Origin of the sequence: Shewanella sp. SR1 (assembly GCF_020447145.1) — a bacterium.
In the GTDB taxonomy this organism is placed as follows: Bacteria; Pseudomonadota; Gammaproteobacteria; order Enterobacterales; family Shewanellaceae; genus Shewanella; species Shewanella baltica.
The window spans coordinates 39,505-59,584 of record NZ_JAJAEF010000020.1; the positions used below are offsets into that span (position 1 = coordinate 39,505).

General features: G+C 46.7%; 14 protein-coding genes. 2 read left to right on the forward strand and 12 right to left on the reverse strand.

Annotated features, from left to right (window positions below; all coding sequences use genetic code 11):
• Positions 1–15: 15 nt before the first annotated feature.
• A complete protein-coding gene (locus KV201_RS16940) occupies positions 16–1,569 on the reverse strand; it encodes a flavocytochrome c (RefSeq protein WP_226059989.1) in 1,554 nt (517 codons plus the stop codon).
• A gap of 165 nt (positions 1,570–1,734) precedes the next feature.
• On the opposite strand from KV201_RS16940, the gene KV201_RS16945 reads away from it, so the two are divergent.
• A complete protein-coding gene (locus tag KV201_RS16945; RefSeq protein ID WP_226059990.1) occupies positions 1,735–3,261 on the forward strand; it encodes a sigma-54-dependent Fis family transcriptional regulator in 1,527 nt (508 codons plus the stop codon).
• Between the two features lie 113 nt (positions 3,262–3,374).
• Here KV201_RS16945 and KV201_RS16950 read toward each other — a convergent pair whose 3' ends face one another.
• Positions 3,375–4,544: a porin gene (locus tag KV201_RS16950; RefSeq protein WP_226059991.1), complete on the reverse strand. Its 1,170-nt coding sequence runs from the start codon at positions 4,542–4,544 to the stop codon at positions 3,375–3,377.
• A gap of 248 nt (positions 4,545–4,792) precedes the next feature.
• Positions 4,793–6,919 carry a DNA topoisomerase III gene (locus KV201_RS16955; RefSeq protein ID WP_226059992.1) on the reverse strand — a complete coding sequence of 709 codons (2,127 nt, stop codon included), beginning with the start codon at positions 6,917–6,919 and terminating at the stop codon, positions 4,793–4,795.
• 166 nt (positions 6,920–7,085) lie between these two features.
• On the opposite strand from KV201_RS16955, the gene KV201_RS16960 reads away from it, so the two are divergent.
• On the forward strand, positions 7,086–7,373 hold the full coding sequence (locus KV201_RS16960; protein WP_226059993.1) for a hypothetical protein: 288 nt from the start codon (positions 7,086–7,088) through the stop codon (positions 7,371–7,373).
• 193 nt (positions 7,374–7,566) lie between these two features.
• Here KV201_RS16960 and purF read toward each other — a convergent pair whose 3' ends face one another.
• From purF to fabB, 9 genes are all read right to left on the reverse strand, one after another.
• Entirely contained in the window at positions 7,567–9,081 is a 1,515-nt protein-coding gene (gene purF, locus KV201_RS16965) for an amidophosphoribosyltransferase (RefSeq protein ID WP_006085457.1), read from the reverse strand.
• A gap of 269 nt (positions 9,082–9,350) precedes the next feature.
• On the reverse strand, positions 9,351–9,839 hold the full coding sequence (locus tag KV201_RS16970) for a CvpA family protein (protein WP_006082220.1): 489 nt from the start codon (positions 9,837–9,839) through the stop codon (positions 9,351–9,353).
• Between the two features lie 115 nt (positions 9,840–9,954).
• A complete protein-coding gene (gene dedD / locus KV201_RS16975; protein WP_226059994.1) occupies positions 9,955–10,707 on the reverse strand; it encodes a cell division protein DedD in 753 nt (250 codons plus the stop codon).
• Positions 10,700–11,971: a bifunctional tetrahydrofolate synthase/dihydrofolate synthase gene (folC, locus tag KV201_RS16980; RefSeq protein WP_063884762.1), complete on the reverse strand. Its 1,272-nt coding sequence runs from the start codon at positions 11,969–11,971 to the stop codon at positions 10,700–10,702. The genes dedD and folC overlap by 8 nt, the downstream gene beginning before the upstream one ends.
• Before the next feature lie 44 nt (positions 11,972–12,015).
• Positions 12,016–12,801 carry a tRNA pseudouridine(38-40) synthase TruA gene (gene truA, locus KV201_RS16985; protein WP_226059995.1) on the reverse strand — a complete coding sequence of 262 codons (786 nt, stop codon included), beginning with the start codon at positions 12,799–12,801 and terminating at the stop codon, positions 12,016–12,018.
• Positions 12,802–12,903: 102 nt separating this feature from the next.
• Positions 12,904–16,344: a FimV/HubP family polar landmark protein gene (locus KV201_RS16990; RefSeq protein WP_226059996.1), complete on the reverse strand. Its 3,441-nt coding sequence runs from the start codon at positions 16,342–16,344 to the stop codon at positions 12,904–12,906.
• Positions 16,345–16,522: 178 nt separating this feature from the next.
• A complete protein-coding gene (locus KV201_RS16995; RefSeq protein WP_006085463.1) occupies positions 16,523–17,539 on the reverse strand; it encodes an aspartate-semialdehyde dehydrogenase in 1,017 nt (338 codons plus the stop codon).
• A gap of 2 nt (positions 17,540–17,541) precedes the next feature.
• Positions 17,542–18,672, reverse strand: coding sequence for a 4-phosphoerythronate dehydrogenase (locus KV201_RS17000; protein ID WP_226059997.1), 1,131 nt, complete (start codon positions 18,670–18,672; stop codon positions 17,542–17,544).
• A gap of 160 nt (positions 18,673–18,832) precedes the next feature.
• Positions 18,833–20,044 carry a beta-ketoacyl-ACP synthase I gene (fabB, locus tag KV201_RS17005; RefSeq protein WP_226059998.1) on the reverse strand — a complete coding sequence of 404 codons (1,212 nt, stop codon included), beginning with the start codon at positions 20,042–20,044 and terminating at the stop codon, positions 18,833–18,835.
• Positions 20,045–20,080: the final 36 nt, after the last annotated feature.

A 20,080-nucleotide genomic window follows, 5' to 3' on the forward strand; every position in this document is an offset into this window, starting at 1 on the left:
TTTAATAAAATCTAATTATGCTTGCTTAAGCACTATCGCTTTTGCCGCTGCACAATTTCGGCCTGCGTTACGCCCTGTGACAACCCCCTCAGCAACAGCACAAGCACCTAAACGGCTAGCACCATGGATCCCACCCGTAGCTTCGCCTGCCGCATACAGCCCTGGAATGGCTTGGTTTGTGACTAAATGCAGTACTTCTGATCGGGTATTCACTTTAACGCCGCCCATGCAATAGTGAACTTTTGGCCACATACGGACGGCATACCAAGGTCCTTTATCGAGCACTATGGCCTCTTGCATTGGACGCGCGAACTCTTTGTCTGAGCCACTTTTTACCGCCTCATTCCAACGGGCGACTTGCGCCTTTAGCGCGTTCGCTGGCATGCCATAGATAGTCGCAAGTTCCTCTAAGGTTTCTGCTTTACTAATCACCTTATATTTCAGTCCCCAATCTAAGGTTTGCGCCTTACTAGCCCCTTCTGCATTAGTGAAACCAATAGGATAAACAGGCTGACCATGTTCATCACGGCGAGTCATGATGGCGTCAGCTCTAGCTTTACGATCTGCAAGTTCATTGAAGAAACGTTCACCAGTGCGCACATCCACCACAATACCGTGGGGATAGGTCGCAATCGTGTTGAACTGGGATGCGGTACCAAAGCCCTTTTCATCGGGAGATGCCCATGGGCCGAGTTGAATTTGGTCTAAATGAATGGGGTTAGCGCCCAGGAGCATCATTTGCTTTAGCGCTTCTGACGTTGCGCCTGCATGATTGGTTGAATCTAAGTCATTATTTAACTCAGGTAACTGCATCATGCGATATTCAATATCACGGCCAAAACCACCCGTTGCCATGACAACACCACAACGCGCGCCTATGCGACGTATTTTACCGGTTCGCTCATTAGGGAAATAAAAACCTTCACGAACTTCGACCCCAATCACACGACCATCGAGATCTTTCACAAAGCCTTCGAGCTTGGTCTGATTTCTCATCACCACGCCCTTATCTCTTGCAGCTTTAATCAATGGTCTGATAATACCCGCGCCAGAACTTTCAACCGTTTGCAAGACTCGTTGTACTGAGTGGCCACCAAAATGCTGAACGAAAGGTTTCCAATTAACCCCATAATCAATCAACCACTGACAGGATTCAGCCGTACCATTACAAACAAGTTTTAACATCTCAACATCGTTCATGCCCCGCCCTGCACCTAACATATCGGCAACCATGGCATCGACAGAGTCTTTGATTCCGGCCTGTTTTTGCAACTCAGACCCCGCCACAGCCATGGCACCACCATTGATAGTTGAGTTACCACCAAAGACAGGCATCTTGTCCACCACCATAACGCTGACACCCGCCTCCCTCGCTTGCAGTGCCGCAGAGATCCCTGCAAAACCACTACCGACAACGAGTACATCAACTATCTCATCGAATGCTTCAGGAGCAGTATCGCAACTTGCTGTTGCAGGTAAGGCTATTGCAGCCCCAAAGCCTGCAGCCATAACAACACCACCTTTTAGTAACTGCCGACGGCCCGAATCAATATTTTGAGTTTTACTCATGCTAACTTCCTTCAATGATGACTGGAACTTGTCAGCATGAAAGTGCATTCGCTGTGCCAAGCACCTAAAAAGAGGTAATTAAGTGGGGAACTTTGATTGGAGGCACGGAATCACGAAATATAAAGATCTACAATCACGATACTTAATGATTAACATGAAATATCAATGGAAAAACACTTTTATCACGAATCGACACTGAGATTATGCAGTAGCCTACAACTCGAGAAGTCCCTGCAAAGTTACTTCGAGTTTATTCGAGATGAGCTGCCTATTGATGGGCTATTTATTAATATTTTTCGCAAAAAATTTAATGACATACAATTTATTGCTCATGTCAATGCTAATCAATCATGCACCTTAGATAGGCAAATATCTATCCCTGAAGAACTGGCTCAGTGCTTAGATGATCCTCAACGCCCGCGCGTGAGAATTGTTAATGATATTGAGCACGACCCAATCACAGCTTTAGTTGCGCCTAAGGTGATCAGTGGTATTCATTCGCTGATCATTTTGAGAATGTCTATAGAAAATACCCACCTTGGGATAGTCGGATTTTATGCCAAAACGACAGGCGTTTTTCGCCCTCGTCATGCTGATTTAATTGCTCCGCATATGCATGCATTAGCCTTAATCACTGCACTCAATTTACGCGGGCGTAACTTACTTAAAGAAAATGAAGCACTCTCAAAGCAGAATGTGAATCTTCGCAGAACACTGGATGTCCAAAATGGCGTAGTGGGAGCCAATTCAGGCTTGAAACACGTCATGCAGCAAGTGCAATCTATTGCCAAGATTAATACGACCGTCCTAATGCTGGGTGAAACGGGGTGTGGTAAAGAAGTGATAGCCAATGCTATTCACGAACTTTCTGAACGTTCGGACAAGCCCTTTATCAAGGTCAACTGCGGCGCCATTCCAGATACTTTGATTGACTCCGAACTCTTTGGTTATGAAAAAGGGGCATTTACTGGGGCTGAGTCCCGTAAAATTGGCTACTTCGAACAAGCCAATGGCGGCACTATCTTCCTCGATGAAATAGGTGAACTACCATTATCCGCACAGGTGCGATTACTCCGTGTACTTCAAAATAGCTGTATCACCCGTGTGGGGGGACATGATGCTGTGCAGCTTGATATTCGTATAGTGGCTGCCACCCACAGAAATTTACAAGCTATGATACACAGAGAAGTGTTTCGGGAAGATCTTTGGTATCGCTTAGCTATTTTCCCTATTGAAATTCCGTCATTAAGGCAAAGACGTACAGATATTCCTTTACTAGTACAGCACTTTATTGAGCAACTAAGTGCAAAGTTTAACCTACCTCAATTGCCAAGAGTTACACCGGAACAATTGAATATTCTGAATCAATACGCTTGGCCAGGAAATGTCCGAGAACTCATTAACGTGCTCGAACGGGCGATAATACAACAACCTTCAGGACCGTTAGATTTTGGCTTCCTTGCTCCACATCAAGGTGAGGAAATTACGACCCAAGCAAATCAAACCGTTATCATAGATCCAAACTATGCGAGCGATAAACTTGTGCCCCTTGATGTTATGACCAGAAAATATATTAGTCATGCACTGCGGATTACAGGTGGAAAACTCTATGGTCCCGGAGGTGCGGCTGAGTTATTGGACATCAATGCTAATACCCTGCGCAGCAAGATGAAGAAACTGGGTATTGTGTAATCTTTCATCGGCAACGATGACTCTATAACAAAAAGAAGACGTCGGTTAACGCGGTACACAAATAACAAAGGTCACATAGTGACCTTTGAAAACTCAATGGCTAACAATAGAATCTAGAAGAAGTAACGAATACCCACTGCATAGTTGTTATCTTGCAGATCTTCATAGGCTTTATCATCCATGCTGCTGAAATCAATTTTTGCCTCGACATGCATAATGGTATCGCGGCTATAACGATAGTGCAGACCTAACACAGCAAATTGGCGTGTCCATTTTCCTTGGATCGCTGTATCTTCATCAGTATCAAGATCTTGATATGTCAGTAATACACTCGGAACGAAACCATTATCATACTGGTAAGCAACAATAAACTCTGCTCCAGTTGAGTCATATAAATCTCCACCCACTAATTCGTTTTGCTCACTTTTATGGGCGTTAAAACCTACATATAAACCGTCTGCATCGCGACCAGGAGAATATTGATAGAAACTACCGTATTGTGCACCAATACCAATAATTTGGTTTGTGTTATCAACCTCTTTACCCGCAAGATTCCCAGTAAAATCGCCACGATTAAGTCCAGCTAATACTTTAAATTTATCAGTAAATTGATATGTCAAACTGGCACCATAGCTAGGATCAAAACTCAATTCTGAACCATCACTCAACGAATGCCCTTGACTATCATACAAGGCAACATCGCTGTTTTGTTTTGAAGCATACTGTACTGCGACATGTAGATTACCGAAAGTATTACGATATTGCAGTGCCGCATCGGCACGTCCCGCCCCTGTTAAGCCACCGTCACCAAAGGTATAAGCACCCACAGACCATCCCGTAAATGCATTGAGCACATCTGTTGTGTAAGCCACATCATAATAAGCCCCCCACTGCTTCCCAAAAGTTATGGTCCCCCATTTCGCATGGGACATCCCAACATAACCCAGTCGATTGAAAAGAAAATCTGAATTTTTAGATGCCGATAACTGACCACCACCTTGGCCTTCTGTGTATATAAGACCGTCATCACTGGTCACCATGTTAATACCCCATTCGGTATGGGCAAAGGAGTTCCAGCCGTTTTTTTCATGGCGGTCAAAACGAAAACCAACACGAGAAAAATTATCGATCACGGAAGTTTCATGACCATCATTCAACGCAGCAAATCCTAACCAGCCTATGATATTAACGCTGTTCGTCTGGTCATTATACAGCTCAGCTGCCTGAGCAGCTCCCGTTAACAATAAGCTTGGGATCATCAAAGCAAGCAATGTCTTTTTCATTTCATCCACCTTTTAATTCAGCGAAATCACATATAATCACATGATTTATTTGATATATTATTTTCCCCAACTAATAGTAAGCAGGTTATATGCCACAGGCAGGGAAAGCTGAAAATCAAGGTGTTTTTTAGAAGTAGATCAGGCAATCTCGAAATGCCGTGATTGTCGGTTGTTAAATACCGTTAAATAAATTAAATGTCGTCATTACATCAACAGACAATAACGACATGTATGCTACAACTGTGTCATTACACTGCTGTTGTAGATTTGCGGCTATTAGAAGCGGAAGGACTGGTTGATCGAGTTACCGAACTTTTAGAACTGGTATTTTTGGAACCATAGTTGTTGGAACCATCGTTTTTTGTTGTGCCGATGCCTTTCGCTGAACTTGATTTTTTAGAATACGACTTGCGATAACCAGATTTATTCCCAGTCGTTTTACGATAACCTTGGCCTTTTAAACCATTAAGCGCGGTGGGCAGTTGTGCTCCTGCGTTTTGAATAAGCGTGGATAAAGTGCCGAGCAGCGGTTGCATAAAGGCTTGATAGGAGGTTTCTTTATGACAAATACCGTTCAAGCTGGCTTCCCAAAGGGCTGTCATGTCAGGCGTTGTTGCACTCGCGGGTAAGCTGTTAATTAATCCCTTACCCACATCCGTCGAAACGATAGATTTACCTAAGCGTTGTAAAAAACCGCGTTTAAACAGTAATTCAATAATGCCTGCACGGGTGGCTTCAGTACCTAAGCCATCGGTTTCTTTAAGAATTTTACGGATCTCAGGGTCGGTTACGTAACGGCTAATCCCCGTCATAGCACCGAGTAAAGTGGCATCGGTAAAGGCCTTTGGCGGCTGAGTATTTTTCTCAAGTAACTCGCCTCGAGTACAATGCAAAGCCTGCCCTAGTTTCAGAGGCGGTAATTGGCCGATAAACTCATCATTCTCCTCATCATCCTTACCCGCGCTTTCTTCCGTCGACTTGTTACCACTCGCCTTACTGCCATTTGGCTCTTGGCGGGCAAAGAGCTGCTTCCAGCCAAGAGATTTATCCTGACGCGCCTTGGTATTAAATAAGCCGCCCTCAATTGTCACTTGTACTGTGGTTTCACTGTAACAATAGGCCGGATAAAACTGGGCTAAGTACTGGCGGGCCACATGAAGATATAACTGCCTCTCACGCTGACTTAAGCTGGATAAGTTAGCCGTTTTCTCGGTAGGAACGATGGCGTGGTGGGCATCCACTTTTTTATCATCCCATGCCTTAGATTTAAGCCGTGGATCGGGGGCATCGGCGCCTTGCAGTAACTCAGCGGCACCGCTGCTAATCGCCTTAAGAACCGACGGCGCTAGGCTATGTTGCTCGACGGGCAAATAACGGCTGTCGGAACGGGGATAGGTAATGAGTTTATGGCGTTCATACAAACTCTGGCAGGTATCGAGCACGTCCTTAGCACTCATGCCAAACCGTTTCGCCGCATCAATCTGCAACGCGGACAAGCTGTAGGGCAAAGGCGGATTCTGTTTCTTGTCCTTAGCCACTAATTGAGTCACTAAGGCAGGTTTATCACTGATGCGACTCACCACATTTTGCGCTAACCCTCTGGCTAGTACTCGCCCTTCTTCGTCCATATACGGCTGACAAGCTTCGCTGGGTTGCCACTTAGCACTGAAGGCTTCCTGCTTTTCGGTCACCAAATGCGCTAGCACTTCATAGAAAGGTTTAGATTGAAAATTGGCAATCTCTTCATCACGGCGCACCACTAGCCCGAGTAAAGGCGTTTGCACTCGGCCGACGGACAATATGCCTTGATAACCAACCTTTTTACCTTGGATAGTGTACGCGCGGGTCATATTCATGCCGTAGAGCCAATCGGCACGACTACGGGCTAAGGCCGATGTGGACAAAGGAATAAACTCGCGATTACTGCGCAGCTGCGTTAGGGCACGTTTTACGGCTTGTGGGTTTAAGTCGCTGATCAGTAAACGTTGAGTTTGATGTAGCTTATCCCCCGTCACGCCAAGATAGGCAATCACTTCATCCACAAGTAACTGCCCTTCGCGGTCGGGATCGCCCGCATTGACCAGCGTGTTGGCTTGTTTGACTAATCGTTTCAGCACTGTGAGTTGGCTGCGAGTTGCGGCCTTAGGTTTTAGTTGCCACTTTTCTGGCACTATTGGCAAGTGCTCGAATTTCCACGACTTAAATTCGGGATTATAGGCATCAGGTTCTGCTTGTTCGAGCAAGTGACCTACGCACCAAGACACGCAATCGCCATTGGCGGCTTCGATAAATCCATCACCTTTTTTATGGGGTTTAGGCAATACATCGGCAATGGCCCGCCCTAGGCTAGGTTTTTCTGCGATATAGAGGATCATACAAACACCAAGCACTGGATATAATTACAGTACAATTTAGCCCAAACGCCCGTTGAGTGCAAATATCTGTGACAAACTGAGCTTAAATACCAAAGCTCAAGTGTAAATTCAATTGCGAATAGTTCTCAACAACTACTAGAATGCACTAAATTTTAGAGGAGTGGCTATGAGACAGTTTGCAATAAATGCGCGGCAGGCGATAACAATCAGTCCGGCATTGATACTAAGATTTAATCAGTTACTGCTATTTCATAGTCTAATGTTACTCGCGATAAGCATGCTCACCAGCACTTGGCTGGGACAAATGAAAATCATCGACATGCCTTTAGCTTGGGGATTCATGCTAGTAATGCCCATTGCGGTGAGTTTATCGCTACTGCTAAAACACCAAGTCACCCGCCATAGCTTAAGCAGCTTATTCGGGGTGTGGATGCTGCTGTGGATCTGGGGATGAGCCAACTAACCTATGGCTGAAAAGATCAGCAGCCTCGCATGCGGATGTCGAGAACTAACACTCAGAGAAGTTTCCCCTCACCTAATCGCGGCACCTTTCCCAAGTGGCGGTTACCAATTCATAAAAAATCCATAAAAAAGCCAGTGACGTTATCACTGGCATCACTGGCTTTTTATCCGCCTAACGTTTCACCTTATGGGTGACAGACGTTATGCAGTTCTAAGTTAGTACCGATATCTTTGTTTCGATCCGCTTTAGCATCGTCATTACGCAGTTGCGTCAAGTGATCTAAATACGCTTGATCTACATCGTTAGTGATGTAATGACCATCAAAAACTGAAGTTTCGAAACGTTTAATCGCTGGATTTTCCATTCTTACCGCTTCGATTAAATCAGGTAAGTCTTGGAAAATAATGCCATCGGCACCAATTAACTTAGCGATTTCATCGGCATCACGGCCATGGGCGATCAACTCGTTTGACGTTGGCATGTCGATACCGTACACGTTCGGGAAACGAATTTCCGGCGCGGCAGAGGCAAAGTACACTTTCTTGGCACCCGCTTCACGGGCCATTTCGATGATTTGCTCAGACGTCGTACCGCGAACGATAGAGTCGTCCACCAGCAAGACATTTTTGCCTTTGAATTCAGTGTTAATCGCATTCAACTTGCGACGCACTGACTTCTTACGTTCCTGTTGACCCGGCATGATAAAAGTACGGCCAATATAACGGTTTTTCACAAAACCTTGGCGGTACGGTAAGTCCATGCAACGGGCAATTTCTAGCGCGATATCGCAAGAAGTTTCAGGAATAGGGATCACCACATCGATATCGTGATCGTACCATTCTTTCTTAATCTTCTCGCCAAGCTTAGCGCCCATGTTTACGCGACTGGCATAAACAGACACTTTATCGATAGTCGAATCTGGACGGGCAAAATAAACGAATTCAAAGATACAAGGAGCATAGCTAGGTTCTGCTGCACATTGACGGGTATACAGCTGACCATCAATTGACACGTAAATCGCTTCACCTGGCGCCACATCACGCATCACTTCAAAACCGACGGCATCGAGTGCCACGCTTTCAGAAGCGACCATGTATTCAGTACCCGTTGGCGTTTCGTGCTTACCTAACACCAGAGGACGAATACCAAATGGGTCACGGAACGCGACTAAGCCTTGGCCGATTATCATAGCCACAACCGCGTAGGCACCACGAGCTTGCTGGTGTACGTTAGCAACCGCATCGAACACTTCTTCCGACGTCAGGGTCAAACTAGTGGTTTTTTGCAGTTCGTCAGCCAACAGGTTGAGCAACACTTCAGAATCCGAAGTGGTGTTCACATGGCGACGTTTTTTGATCAGCCCTTCGGCTAATTCGACTGTATTGGTTAAGTTGCCGTTGTGGGCTAAAGAGATCCCAAATGGCGAGTTAACATAGAAAGGCTGCGCTTCAGATGCGCTTGAACTGCCCGCAGTTGGATAACGCACATGGCCAATACCTGCATTACCTTGTAGGCGTTGCATGTGTTTGACTTCAAAAACGTCTTTGACCAGACCATTGGCTTTACGCAGTCTGAAAGCACCACGATCAATGGTCACAATACCTGCCGCATCCTGACCTCTGTGCTGCAACACTGTCAGTGCATCATAAATGGTCTGATTAACCGATGATTGGCCAACTATTCCGACGATACCACACATGGGTAAGCTTCCTCATTGTAAGATGTTCTATGCCCTTTCATGTTGAAATATAAGCAAATGATAAAGTAAACCTCTAGCCTTTCGGCTTAAGTGCTACCTATCGGTCGCCAAGGTATCCCGTCACTAACCTGCTAATCGCAATCGCACGCCTAAACTTGCTATTGCGCTCACAGTTACCCTGTTTTTAGGCATAAGCCCTTGAACAGGAGTGACGTACATACCTAAGCGATTGCTACTTTCCATCACTTAGGATTAATTAATTTTCTTTCTTATAGTTTGGGTACAAAGCTGGAGGTGTTTTCCAAATAGTCAAAAAACCATTGAATGACAACGCCAAATTCGGGCACTAGCACAGAGTCCTTCCACCATTGGGTGTTGGGTGAACCTGTGAAAGCATCCATAAAAAACAGCAAGGCGCTTACAATTAGCGCGCCTCGAATAGCACCGAAACACAGGCCCAAGAGCCTATCAGTGCCAGATAATCCGGTTTTGACAACAAGTTGTCCGAGAATATAGTTAACTAAGGCGCCGAGTACCAAAGTGGTAATAAAGAGGATGGCAATAGAAACACCATTACGCAGCATCTCATCGTTCATTTGAGTTAAGTGAACGGCAAGATCTTGGTAAAATTGGCTGGCAACAAAGAAAGCCGCGAACCATACCACTAAGGACATGGCTTCTTTGGCGAATCCGCGGATTAGACTGATGAGAGTCGATAATCCGATGACGAATATGATAGCGTAATCAATCCAAACCATTGAGATGGCTTTCCGACATGGGCTTTAAGACGGCGCGATTCTACCAGAGACTGAAACGATTCTCACCCCTAGAGAGGTAAATAAATCATTTTCAGTCGCTGATCTTATATCACCATTAAGATTCTAAGGGATTAAAAGGAACAATCCAGCCCTTAAGACGCGTGAGGTTTTCCACCTCAATTTGTATTTTCTTCAGCTTTGCCTCAGACACATCTGGCCCGACAAACACTTTGGTTAATACGCCATCTTTAGGATTTTCAGGGATAGTGTATGCTTTAAAACCACTCTTGCGTAGCTGTGCAATCAAGGCTTTAACATTGGTTGCATTGTTAAAACTGCCGAGCTGCAAGGTAAAGCCACTTTTTAAGCTGTCACGGCTGGCAGCACTGGCTTTTGGCGTTTCTGCTTTGGGCTTTTCAGTCTTAGCGACGGTTGGCGCTTTAGTCTCAGCTTTTTTAGCGGGCTCCGTTTTTACCGTCGCCTTAGGTGGCTCTTTTTTAGGTTCTGGTTTCGCTTCAGGCTTTTTAACTTCTGCTTGCTTAACCTCTGGCTTCTTCACTTCAGGTTTAACGTCCGCCTTAACGTCTTGCTTAGCGATGGCAGCTGACTTGTCACTGTCGGCATTATTGCCTGTCTCAGCTAAGGCAACATCAGCCCCACTCAGCGCGGCAGCATCTTCGGCCGACAAGACTTCAAACATATCATCGTCGGCTTTTTGCTGCTCAATCACAGTCGGACGCAAAGGTATTTCAGAAAATTGCTCTTCTTGGCGATCTTTTTTGCCATCCAAAATATCCGGCAAAAAAATCACTCCAAGCGCAACCAGCACCACAGTGCCGACTAAACGATTATGAAACTGGCTAGACAAAACGGACTTCCTGCATAAATTGAGACTTAAAACCTGCCACAGTGTAAAAGGAGCCAAACACAATTACCACATCATCTGGGTTAATTTGCGCTTTTAATGCCGACCATGCCTCAGCTATGCCCTCAAACTCAAATGCGCTGGCCTCGGGTGCTAAGGTTTTGCGCAGCATGGCAGAACTCGCGCCACGCTCACCATGAAGGCTCACTAAATACCAAGTGTCGACCAGAGGATGGATCACAGGCAACACGCCCGCAATATCTTTATCCTTCAACATGCCACAAAGGGCAAACACCCGCTTACCTACAACCATTGGCGCTAATTGCTGCACCAAAAAACGCGCCGCATGGGGATTATGCGCCACATCGAGTAGTACTAACGGCTGCTCACTCACCCGCTCTAATCGACCGGTTAACCGAGCCGTGCTAATACCCTCGGCAATAATAGCGGGCGCGATATTCGGCCAACCCTGTTCAATTACAGCCAATACCGTGGCCGCATTCGGTAGCGGCAAGGTCGGTAACGCTAAATCGTGCAGTTTGAGCACTTGGCCTTGAAAGTCCCACAGATTGCCATGGACTTGATAACTGAATTCGTTGCCGACGCGATACAAAATGGCGCCAACCTCATTGGCGACATCATTGACGGTATGCGGCAAGTTGGGCTCGCCAACAATCGCAGCTTTACCGTGACGGAAAATACCCGCCTTTTCACGGCCGACGAGTTCACGGGTATTCCCCAGATAACTTTCATGATCTAAATCGACCGAGGTCACCACGCTGATATCGGCATCGATAATATTGGTGGCATCTAACCGTCCACCTAAACCGACTTCTAAGATGACTACATCAAGCTTAGCGGCTTTAAACAGTATCAGGCCCGCAAGCGTAGCGTATTCAAAAAAGGTCAGGGAAATCTCGGCGCGCGCCGCTTCAATTTGCTCAAAGGCGGCGACAAAGGCGCTATCACTGGCGTCGCTGCCATTAATACGCACTCGCTCGTTGTATTTCAGCATGTGCGGCGAGCTGTATACGCCCACAGTCAAACCGGATAATCGCAGAATATTTTCCAGCATGGCGCAAGTCGTGCCTTTACCATTCGTCCCTGCCACTGTGACTATCTTGCTTTGGCCTAAATCTAATAGGCCAAGGGTTTGCGCGACCTTAGAAACACGGGTTAATCCCATGTCGATTTCGGTTGGATGTATGGATAACAAATAATCCAACCACTGTTCCAATGCTGCATTTGACGCTGGCGCTGTTAGCATGTCCGTACATCCTCGTATTCGATTATCTCTCAAATAAGATCTTTTCAATCCAACATGAATAATGGCCCAAGGGCGAGCTTAGGCAATTGATATTGATCTGGATAAGTCACATCAACTAAATAAAGCCCATGGGGTTTAGCCGTTGCTGCGGCTTGGTTTCTGTCTTTTAACGCGAGCAAATCACCCATCCACGTCAGCGGCTGATTGCCTAAACCGATTTCTAATAATGAACCGACGATATTGCGCACCATGTGATGTAAAAAGGCGTTGGCGGCGATATCAACAATCACATACATGCCTTGGCGCGTGACATTAACGCAATGTACATTACGAAACGGCGTTTTTGACTGGCACTGGACTGCGCGAAAGCTGGTAAAATCTTGCTCACCTAAGAGTGCCTGCGCCGCTTGGTGCATTCTGTCTGCATCAATATCGCCGTGATAATGGCTGACACCATGGCGTAAAATCCCAGGGCGAAAACTGTGATTATAAATCACATAACGGTAACGTCTGGCTGTGGCCGAAAAGCGCGCGTGAAAACTGTCGTCGACTTCTTTAACCCAACGCACCGCAATATTGTCGGGTAAATTGGCATTCACCCCTAAGGTCCATGCGCCTTCATTACGAATGGCATGGGTTTCAAAATGAACCACTTGGCCCGTGGCATGCACGCCCGCATCGGTACGGCCAGCGCAGAAGACGCCGATAGGCTCGTTGGCCACTATCGATAACGCCCGTTCTAATTGCGCTTGTACTGAATCGACTTCGGCCTGACGTTGCCAGCCAAAATAACCATTGCCGTCATATTCAATACCTAATGCAATCCGCATCCACTTTTCCTCACAATTGATTTAGCGGCGCATTTTATCACAGCAGCCCATAAAAAAAACGGCGCTGAAGGCGCCGTTAGGTTGAAACTCTCTCAATCGGGATTAACTCATCTCTTTAAGTAAACGTCCAGCTTCATCTTGCTGGCGCTCGTTACCGTCAATTTGCACTTCTTTGAGCAGGGCTTTGGCGCTGTCGCTGTCGTCAATTTCGATATAAGCGCGGGCTAAATCCAGCTTAGCGTTGACTGAGTTTTCTTCATCATCGACATCAATCATCGCGGCATCGCCGATTAAGGCTCCGACATCACTCATTTCCACATCGACTTCCGAATACAAATCGGTATCAGTGCCGTCTTCATCGGCATCATTCAACAACTTGTCGATGTCGATAAAGCCGTTTTCATTTTGGAAATTCGTTAAATCATGCTCAGGAACAAACTTCTTCTGCGCTTTGCGCGACTCTTGAGCATCGAGTGCAGCTAACGCTTCATCGACTGTGAGATCATCGACGAGTGAGAAACTGTCTTCCGACGTCAGTACATCTTCATCGTCATCAAAATCGGTATTGGCCGTGAAAGCAGCAAGTACATTGTCGTCGCTTAAATCGAGGCCTTGCTCAGAATCGTCAGCATCCTCTTGGGTATCGAGTTTAAAATCTTCACTAAAATCAAGATCGTTACGCGTCGCCTTAATCGGCTTCTCTTGAGTCGCATCATCCGGAGTAGGCGTATCAGCTAGCGAAGCATCGGCATTAGGCTCGACATCATCGACATCCGTTTCAGCGGCGGCATCGGCTGGCGTCGCAGCAGGTTTGGCCTTAGGCGCAAAATCAAGCTCTGAGTCCCAATCAAGCACGTGGGGATCTTTGCTCTTATTGGCTTTTAAATCATTAAAGAAAGAAGACTCTTTTTCCTTAACACTCGCTGCCGCGGTAGCGGCTGCCAAAGTGGCTGCTGCCGTAGTCAGGGCGTCAGAATCATCATCTTCACCCAACTCTTCAACTAACGAGAAAGTATCATCAGTGCCATCAATCGAGTGAGACGCACCAATACCTTTGAGTAAATTGTCTTCATCTGTGGCGTTATCGTCCGCATCAAGCTGCGCCGTTTCCATATCGAAGTCGAATTCATCTTCATCGGCATCGAGTTGCTCTGGCACATCAAATTCAGCTAAAAGCGCATCTAAATCTTCATCGCCTGACGCTTCGCCTTTTATATCTTCCGGTAACGAAGCTTCTAGCTCTGCAGCAATTTCTGCACTTATCGCATCATCTGCGGTATCGTTTTGTGCATTGTCTTCTGCATCAACTTTGATTTCAGGCTCAGCATCAAAACTCGCCAGCAACGAATCGATATCATCGGATTCATCTACGCCTAATTCATCCAGTTCATCGTCTAACTCGGCGGCGATTTCAGCGCCAAGATCGAGTTCAGCTTTGGGTTCTACTAGTTTATCGAAATCGGCTAACAGCGCATCGATATCGTCAGTGTCTTCGACGCCAAGTTCATCAAGCTCAGCATCTAACTCGGCGGCAATCTCAGCCCCCAGATCAGGCTCGACTTCGGGCTCTGCTGGTTTATCAAAATCCGCTAACAGCGCATCGATATCGTCAGTGTCTTCGACGCCCAGTTCATCAAGCTCAGCGTCTAACTCAGCGGCAATTTCAGCGCCAAGATCTGGCTCAACTTCAGGTTCTGCTGGTTTATCGAAATCTGCTAACAAGGCATCGATGTCATCGGTATCTTCTACGCCCAGCTCATCAAGTTCGGCATCTAACTCGGCGGCAATTTCAGCGCCAAGATCAGATTCGACTTCAGGTTCTGCGGCTGGCGTTGGTTTATCGAAATCGGCCAATAGGGCATCGATATCATCAACCTCTTCTCCGCCCTGTTCATCATCTAGCTCATCATCGAGTTCTGCGGCGATGGCGGCACTAAGATCTTCATCGTCAGACTCAATAGATGCTGTTGCAGGTTCTTTTGCCGTTTCTGGATCTTCAGCAGGAACACTAAACTCGGCAAGTAAGGCATCGAGATCATCGTCATCGGCGACGGCTTCATTGGCAGCTTGAGTATCTTCTACTTCAACGTCTTCTTCAGCTAAATCGCTAGCAAAGTTTCGCTCTAATTCACTTAAATCGTCTTCAGCTTCAGTGCTGTCTTCTGAACCTAGGCCCGCTAATAGTGCATCGAGATCGGCTTCCTCAAGAATATTGTCAGATTTAGGTTTCTCCTCAACAATATCCTCTTCCTGATCGCCCATGGCTTCGGCCCACAGGTCATCAAGAGATTGCCCTTCGTCTTCAACCTCAGCTTCGGCAGAGAGACCCGGATCGACAAACATTTCAGACGCCATATCCATCTGATCGTTTGAGTCAGTCAAATCTTGCTCAGGTTGTAAATCGACGCTGCCCATATCAAGCAAGCTATCGATAGAGTCGGCATGGTCGGTATCTAAATGCACCGCCATATCATCTAAGTCGTCATCATCCATGTCCATGATGGCAGTACCTGCAACGCCAGCAGCACCCGCGGCCATCACCGCTTCTTGCGCCTGCATTTCACGACGTTCTTTATTACGCTTACGGCGCAGCAACCAGAACACCGCCAGTAACAAGAACAAGGCAGGGATCACAGCAGCAGCAATCATTAACACTGGACTGTTGAGGATATTACGCCATAAATCATCGGGCTCAGCAGGCGCCTGAGTCTCAGCTTCAGCCGTTCCCGTTGCCATCTCTGGCGTTTGGGCGGCTTCAACTTCGGCTTTCAAAGCTTGATTTTGCAGTTTGCTGGCTTGCAGGGTTTCTTCTAGCACGGCAATGCGTTGATTCAATTCTTCAACTTTCACTTTTAGCGCTTCAACATCTGAAGTGCGGACAGTGAGTTGATCTTGGGTGCGAGCTAATTCATCGGTTAATGACAGATTTTTACTTTCAGCCGCTTCTAAGCGCGACGTTACATCAGAGCTCAGCATCTTAGGCTTGTCTGGCGCCGGCGTTTCTACCACTGGCACTTTAGGCGGCGTCACTTTGGTTTCAGTGATCACTTTGGTTTCAGCAATCACGACAGGAGCAGTAACAGGCGCTTGCGTGGTGACTTTAGCAGCAGGTTTCTGCACCGCTTTCGCTGGCGCACGGGATTGTCTGTCGCTTTGCTCTGCTCTTGCTATCGCCATACTGTTGGGAATCGACAGCATGACTTCTTTAGACGGGATCAGCAGGATCATGCCACGTTCTAAACTGTTGTAGCTGGAAGAGTTAAACGCATGGGGGTTAGCATCATATAGCGCGGCCATCACTTGATAGACGCTAACACTGGCATCGGGACGGACTTTTTGCGCTATGCTCCAAAAAGTGTCTCTGGATGTCGTTGGGCCATATTGATGATTAACTTGACGGATCTGTCCGTCTGGCCCCATGATTTTTAAGGGTTTTAATCTTGGCGTATCTGCTGCAACGGCGGGATCAATAAAATAAGCGGTAGAAGAAACAGCTAAAACAGTGGCCATTAGACCCACAAGATACGAAGTGCGAAATTTCATCAATCCTTCCCTTTGAAGCGCTATAAAGTTATCTCGCTGATAACAGGCTTTAGGCAATTGTATTTATTGAGATTACTATAAACCAGAAATCCCTGCCCTGCTACTGTTCACAATTGTAAAACAAAAAAAGCCTGCTGACAGCAGGCTTTTTCAATGGGCATAAAATGCAATCTCGTGCTTAGTAATAATCTCTCACTAAGATCTCGGCAATTTGCACACTGTTCAAGGCTGCGCCCTTACGAATATTGTCTGACACCACCCACAGGTTAATCCCGTGAGAATGAGAGATATCCTTACGAATGCGGCCAACATAAACCGGATCGGTACCAGCACCATCGGTTACAGCCGTTGGATAGTCATCATCTGACTCAAACAATACCACTCCTTCGGCATTACGCAGTAAAGCTTTAACGTCTTCTGCATCGACAGGCTGACGAGTTTCGATATTAATGGCTTCCGAGTGACCATAAAACACAGGTACACGTACGGCGGTTGCATTCACTAAAATCTCATCGTCACCGAAAATTTTCTGGGTTTCCCAGACCATTTTCATTTCTTCTTTGGTATAGCCATTATCCATAAATTTATCGATTTGCGGCAATACGTTAAAAGCAATTTGCTTTGGATAAACTTCGGCTTCAGCAGGCAAACCTTGCAGCAGTTTAGTGCACTGATGCGCTAACTCTTCAATGGCTTTTTTACCTGTACCCGAAACTGACTGGTACGTTGCCACGTTAATGCGGCTGATACCATAGGCATCATAAATAGGCTTAAGCGCCACTAGCATTTGAATGGTTGAGCAATTTGGATTAGCGATGATATTGCGATTGCGGAAATCGGCGATAGCATGTGGATTCACTTCGGGTACGACCAAAGGAATATCGATGTCGTATCTAAAATGCGAGGTGTTATCGATAACAACACAACCCGCTTCAGCCGCAATCGGTGCCCATTTGGCGGAAACATCACCCCCTGCGGAGAAGAAACCAATTTGAGCTTGGGTCCAATCGAAGGTTTCTACGTCGAGAATGGTAATTTGTTTGCCATGAAAGCTGACCGTTTCACCGGCGCTGCGGCTACTGGCTAAAGGGTACAAATTTGCAACCGGGAAATTACGCTCTTCGAGGATCTCTATCATTGTTTGACCCACTGCGCCCGATGCACCTAAAACGACAACATTAAATTCCTGTGACATAGCTACTGACCGACTCCTGAAAAACCTAAATTGGACAACCAATCTACCTCAGATTGACCGTCATAAGCCAGCGCCAATGCACTAAATTCGCGTCTATGTTGGTGATTTTTTCTCATAGTGTCGAAGCCATTCTCATTTAAGAATGTATTTCTGAACATCTTGTCATCATCGCGCAAATCATAGACAAAACGCGCGAGCTGCAATAACGCTTTTTCATTCGGCGCGGTCGCAAGTTCGACCGCCTTAATGTTAAAGGTTGGCAACAGATCCAGCAGGCTTTTATCGGCAGTAATATTCAACAACTGGCATAATTTTTGGTAGAGCATAAAAGTGCCGCGCGCCTTACCTTCTAAACTGTAACCTGCGATATGCGGCGTAGCAAACTCTGCCAATGGTACCAACTCGGGCAGAGGTGTTGGCTCGCCTTCCCACACATCGAGCACTAATTTAAGATCGTCACGTTGCTGCTTCACTTTAATAAGCGCCTGATTATCTATCACATCACCGCGGCAGCAATTCACTAACCATGTATTGGGTTTGAGTGCCTTTAAGCGCGCCTCATCGAACAAATGCTTGGTTTTATGCTCGCCAGTGCGCGTGATGGGCACATGTAAACTGATGATATCGGCCTGCGCCATGATGGTTTCTAAGCTCACAAAACTGCGCGGATCGCCCTCTGCAGCTTTGATGGGATCGTTAAGCAGTACTTTAATACCATAGGCTTGCAAACATTTTGCCGTCGCAGTGCCAGTGTTGCCCGCGCCCACTATGCCGACGACCTTGCCCTTCAGTGGCGAATTAAAGCGCTGTGCTAACTCCAGCATAGCGATAAAAGCAAACTCCCCGACCGCAGTCGCATTGCAACCTGGTGCATTAGAGAAGGGAATATTTCGCTCAGCAAGATAGGCTAAATCCACATGATCTGTGCCTATGGTGGCACTGCCGACAAATTTCAGCTTATTATTGCCTGAGAGCAACTCGGCATTCACTTTGGTGACCGAGCGCACTAATAGCACATCGGCCTCGCGTACTTGCTCGGCGGTTAACGTGCGGCCGTTAACAGGAATAATGTCCCCGAGATCGCCAAATAGCGGTTCAACATAGGGCATATTTTCATCGACTAAAATCTTCATGGGCACCTGATCGGATAAAAGTGGGAATGGAAGGCATCAAGATGCTCGGTATTCTAACAAGACTAATGGGATAAATCCCTGCCTATGCAACAGGTTCACATAAAACGCCCATAAAAAAGGGAAGCCTAAGCTTCCCTTCTATCGCGTTTAATCAATAAACTTATTTGAATTTACGCATCACTAGCGTGGCGTTTGTACCGCCAAAACCGAAGCTGTTGCTCATCACAGTGTTCAGCTCAGCAGCGCGATATTCACGAACGATAGGCATGTCTTTCGCCGCGTCGTCCAGATTTTCGATATTGATGCTTGGGGCAATAAAGCTGTTTTCCATCATGATTAAGCTGTAAATCGCTTCATGTACACCAGCAGCGCCTAAAGCATGACCTGTCATAGACTTAGTCGATGCAATAGGTGGGCACTTGTCTTTGAATACTTCACGTAGCGCTTCTAATTCACGTACGTCGCCCACTGGCGTTGAAGTGCCATGAGTGTTGATGTAATCGATTGGGGTATCAACATCGGCCATCGCCATTTGCATACAACGCACTGCGCCTTCGCCAGATGGCGCTACCATGTCATAACCGTCTGAAGACGCGCCATAGCCAATCACTTCAGCGTAAATTTTTGCGCCGCGAGCCAGAGCATGCTCTAACTCTTCAACCACTAAAATACCCCCGCCGCCAGAGATCACAAAACCATCACGGTCTGCATCATAGGTACGAGAGGCTTTTTCTGGTGTGGCATTGTACTTAGTTGACAGTGCGCCCATAGCATCGAAGCCCATGGTCAGCGTCCAATCCACTTCTTCTGCACCACCGGCAAACACCATGTCTTGCTTACCCATTTGGATAAGTTCAACGGCGTGACCAATACAGTGGGCGCTGGTTGCACAGGCTGAACTGATAGAATAGTTCGTGCCTTTAATTTTAAATGGCGTAGCCAAACAAGCGCTGGCCGTGCTCGACATGATGCGAGGCACAATATACGGACCAACACGTTTAACGCCTTTTTCACGCAGTGTATCGGCAGATTGCACTTGGTTAGACGATGATGCACCGCCTGTACCGACAATCAAACCGACGCGCGGATCTGAATATTGCTCTTCAGTTAAATTGGCATCGCTAACGGCTTCTTGCATCGCAATGTAAGCATAGGCAGCGGCATCGCCCATGAAGCGTAGCGCTTTACGATCGATATGCTCAGCTGGGTTTAACTTGATGTCACCCCATACGTGGCTACGTAACTGCATCTCTTCAAACTGAGCTGAATGCGTAATACCACTGCGGCCCGCTTTCAGTGACTCGGTCACTTCTTGCTTGTTATTACCGATACTTGAAACAACACCCATTCCGGTGATCACGACTCTTTTCATTTTATTGCTATCCATTGTGTACATGTCAGTACCTAC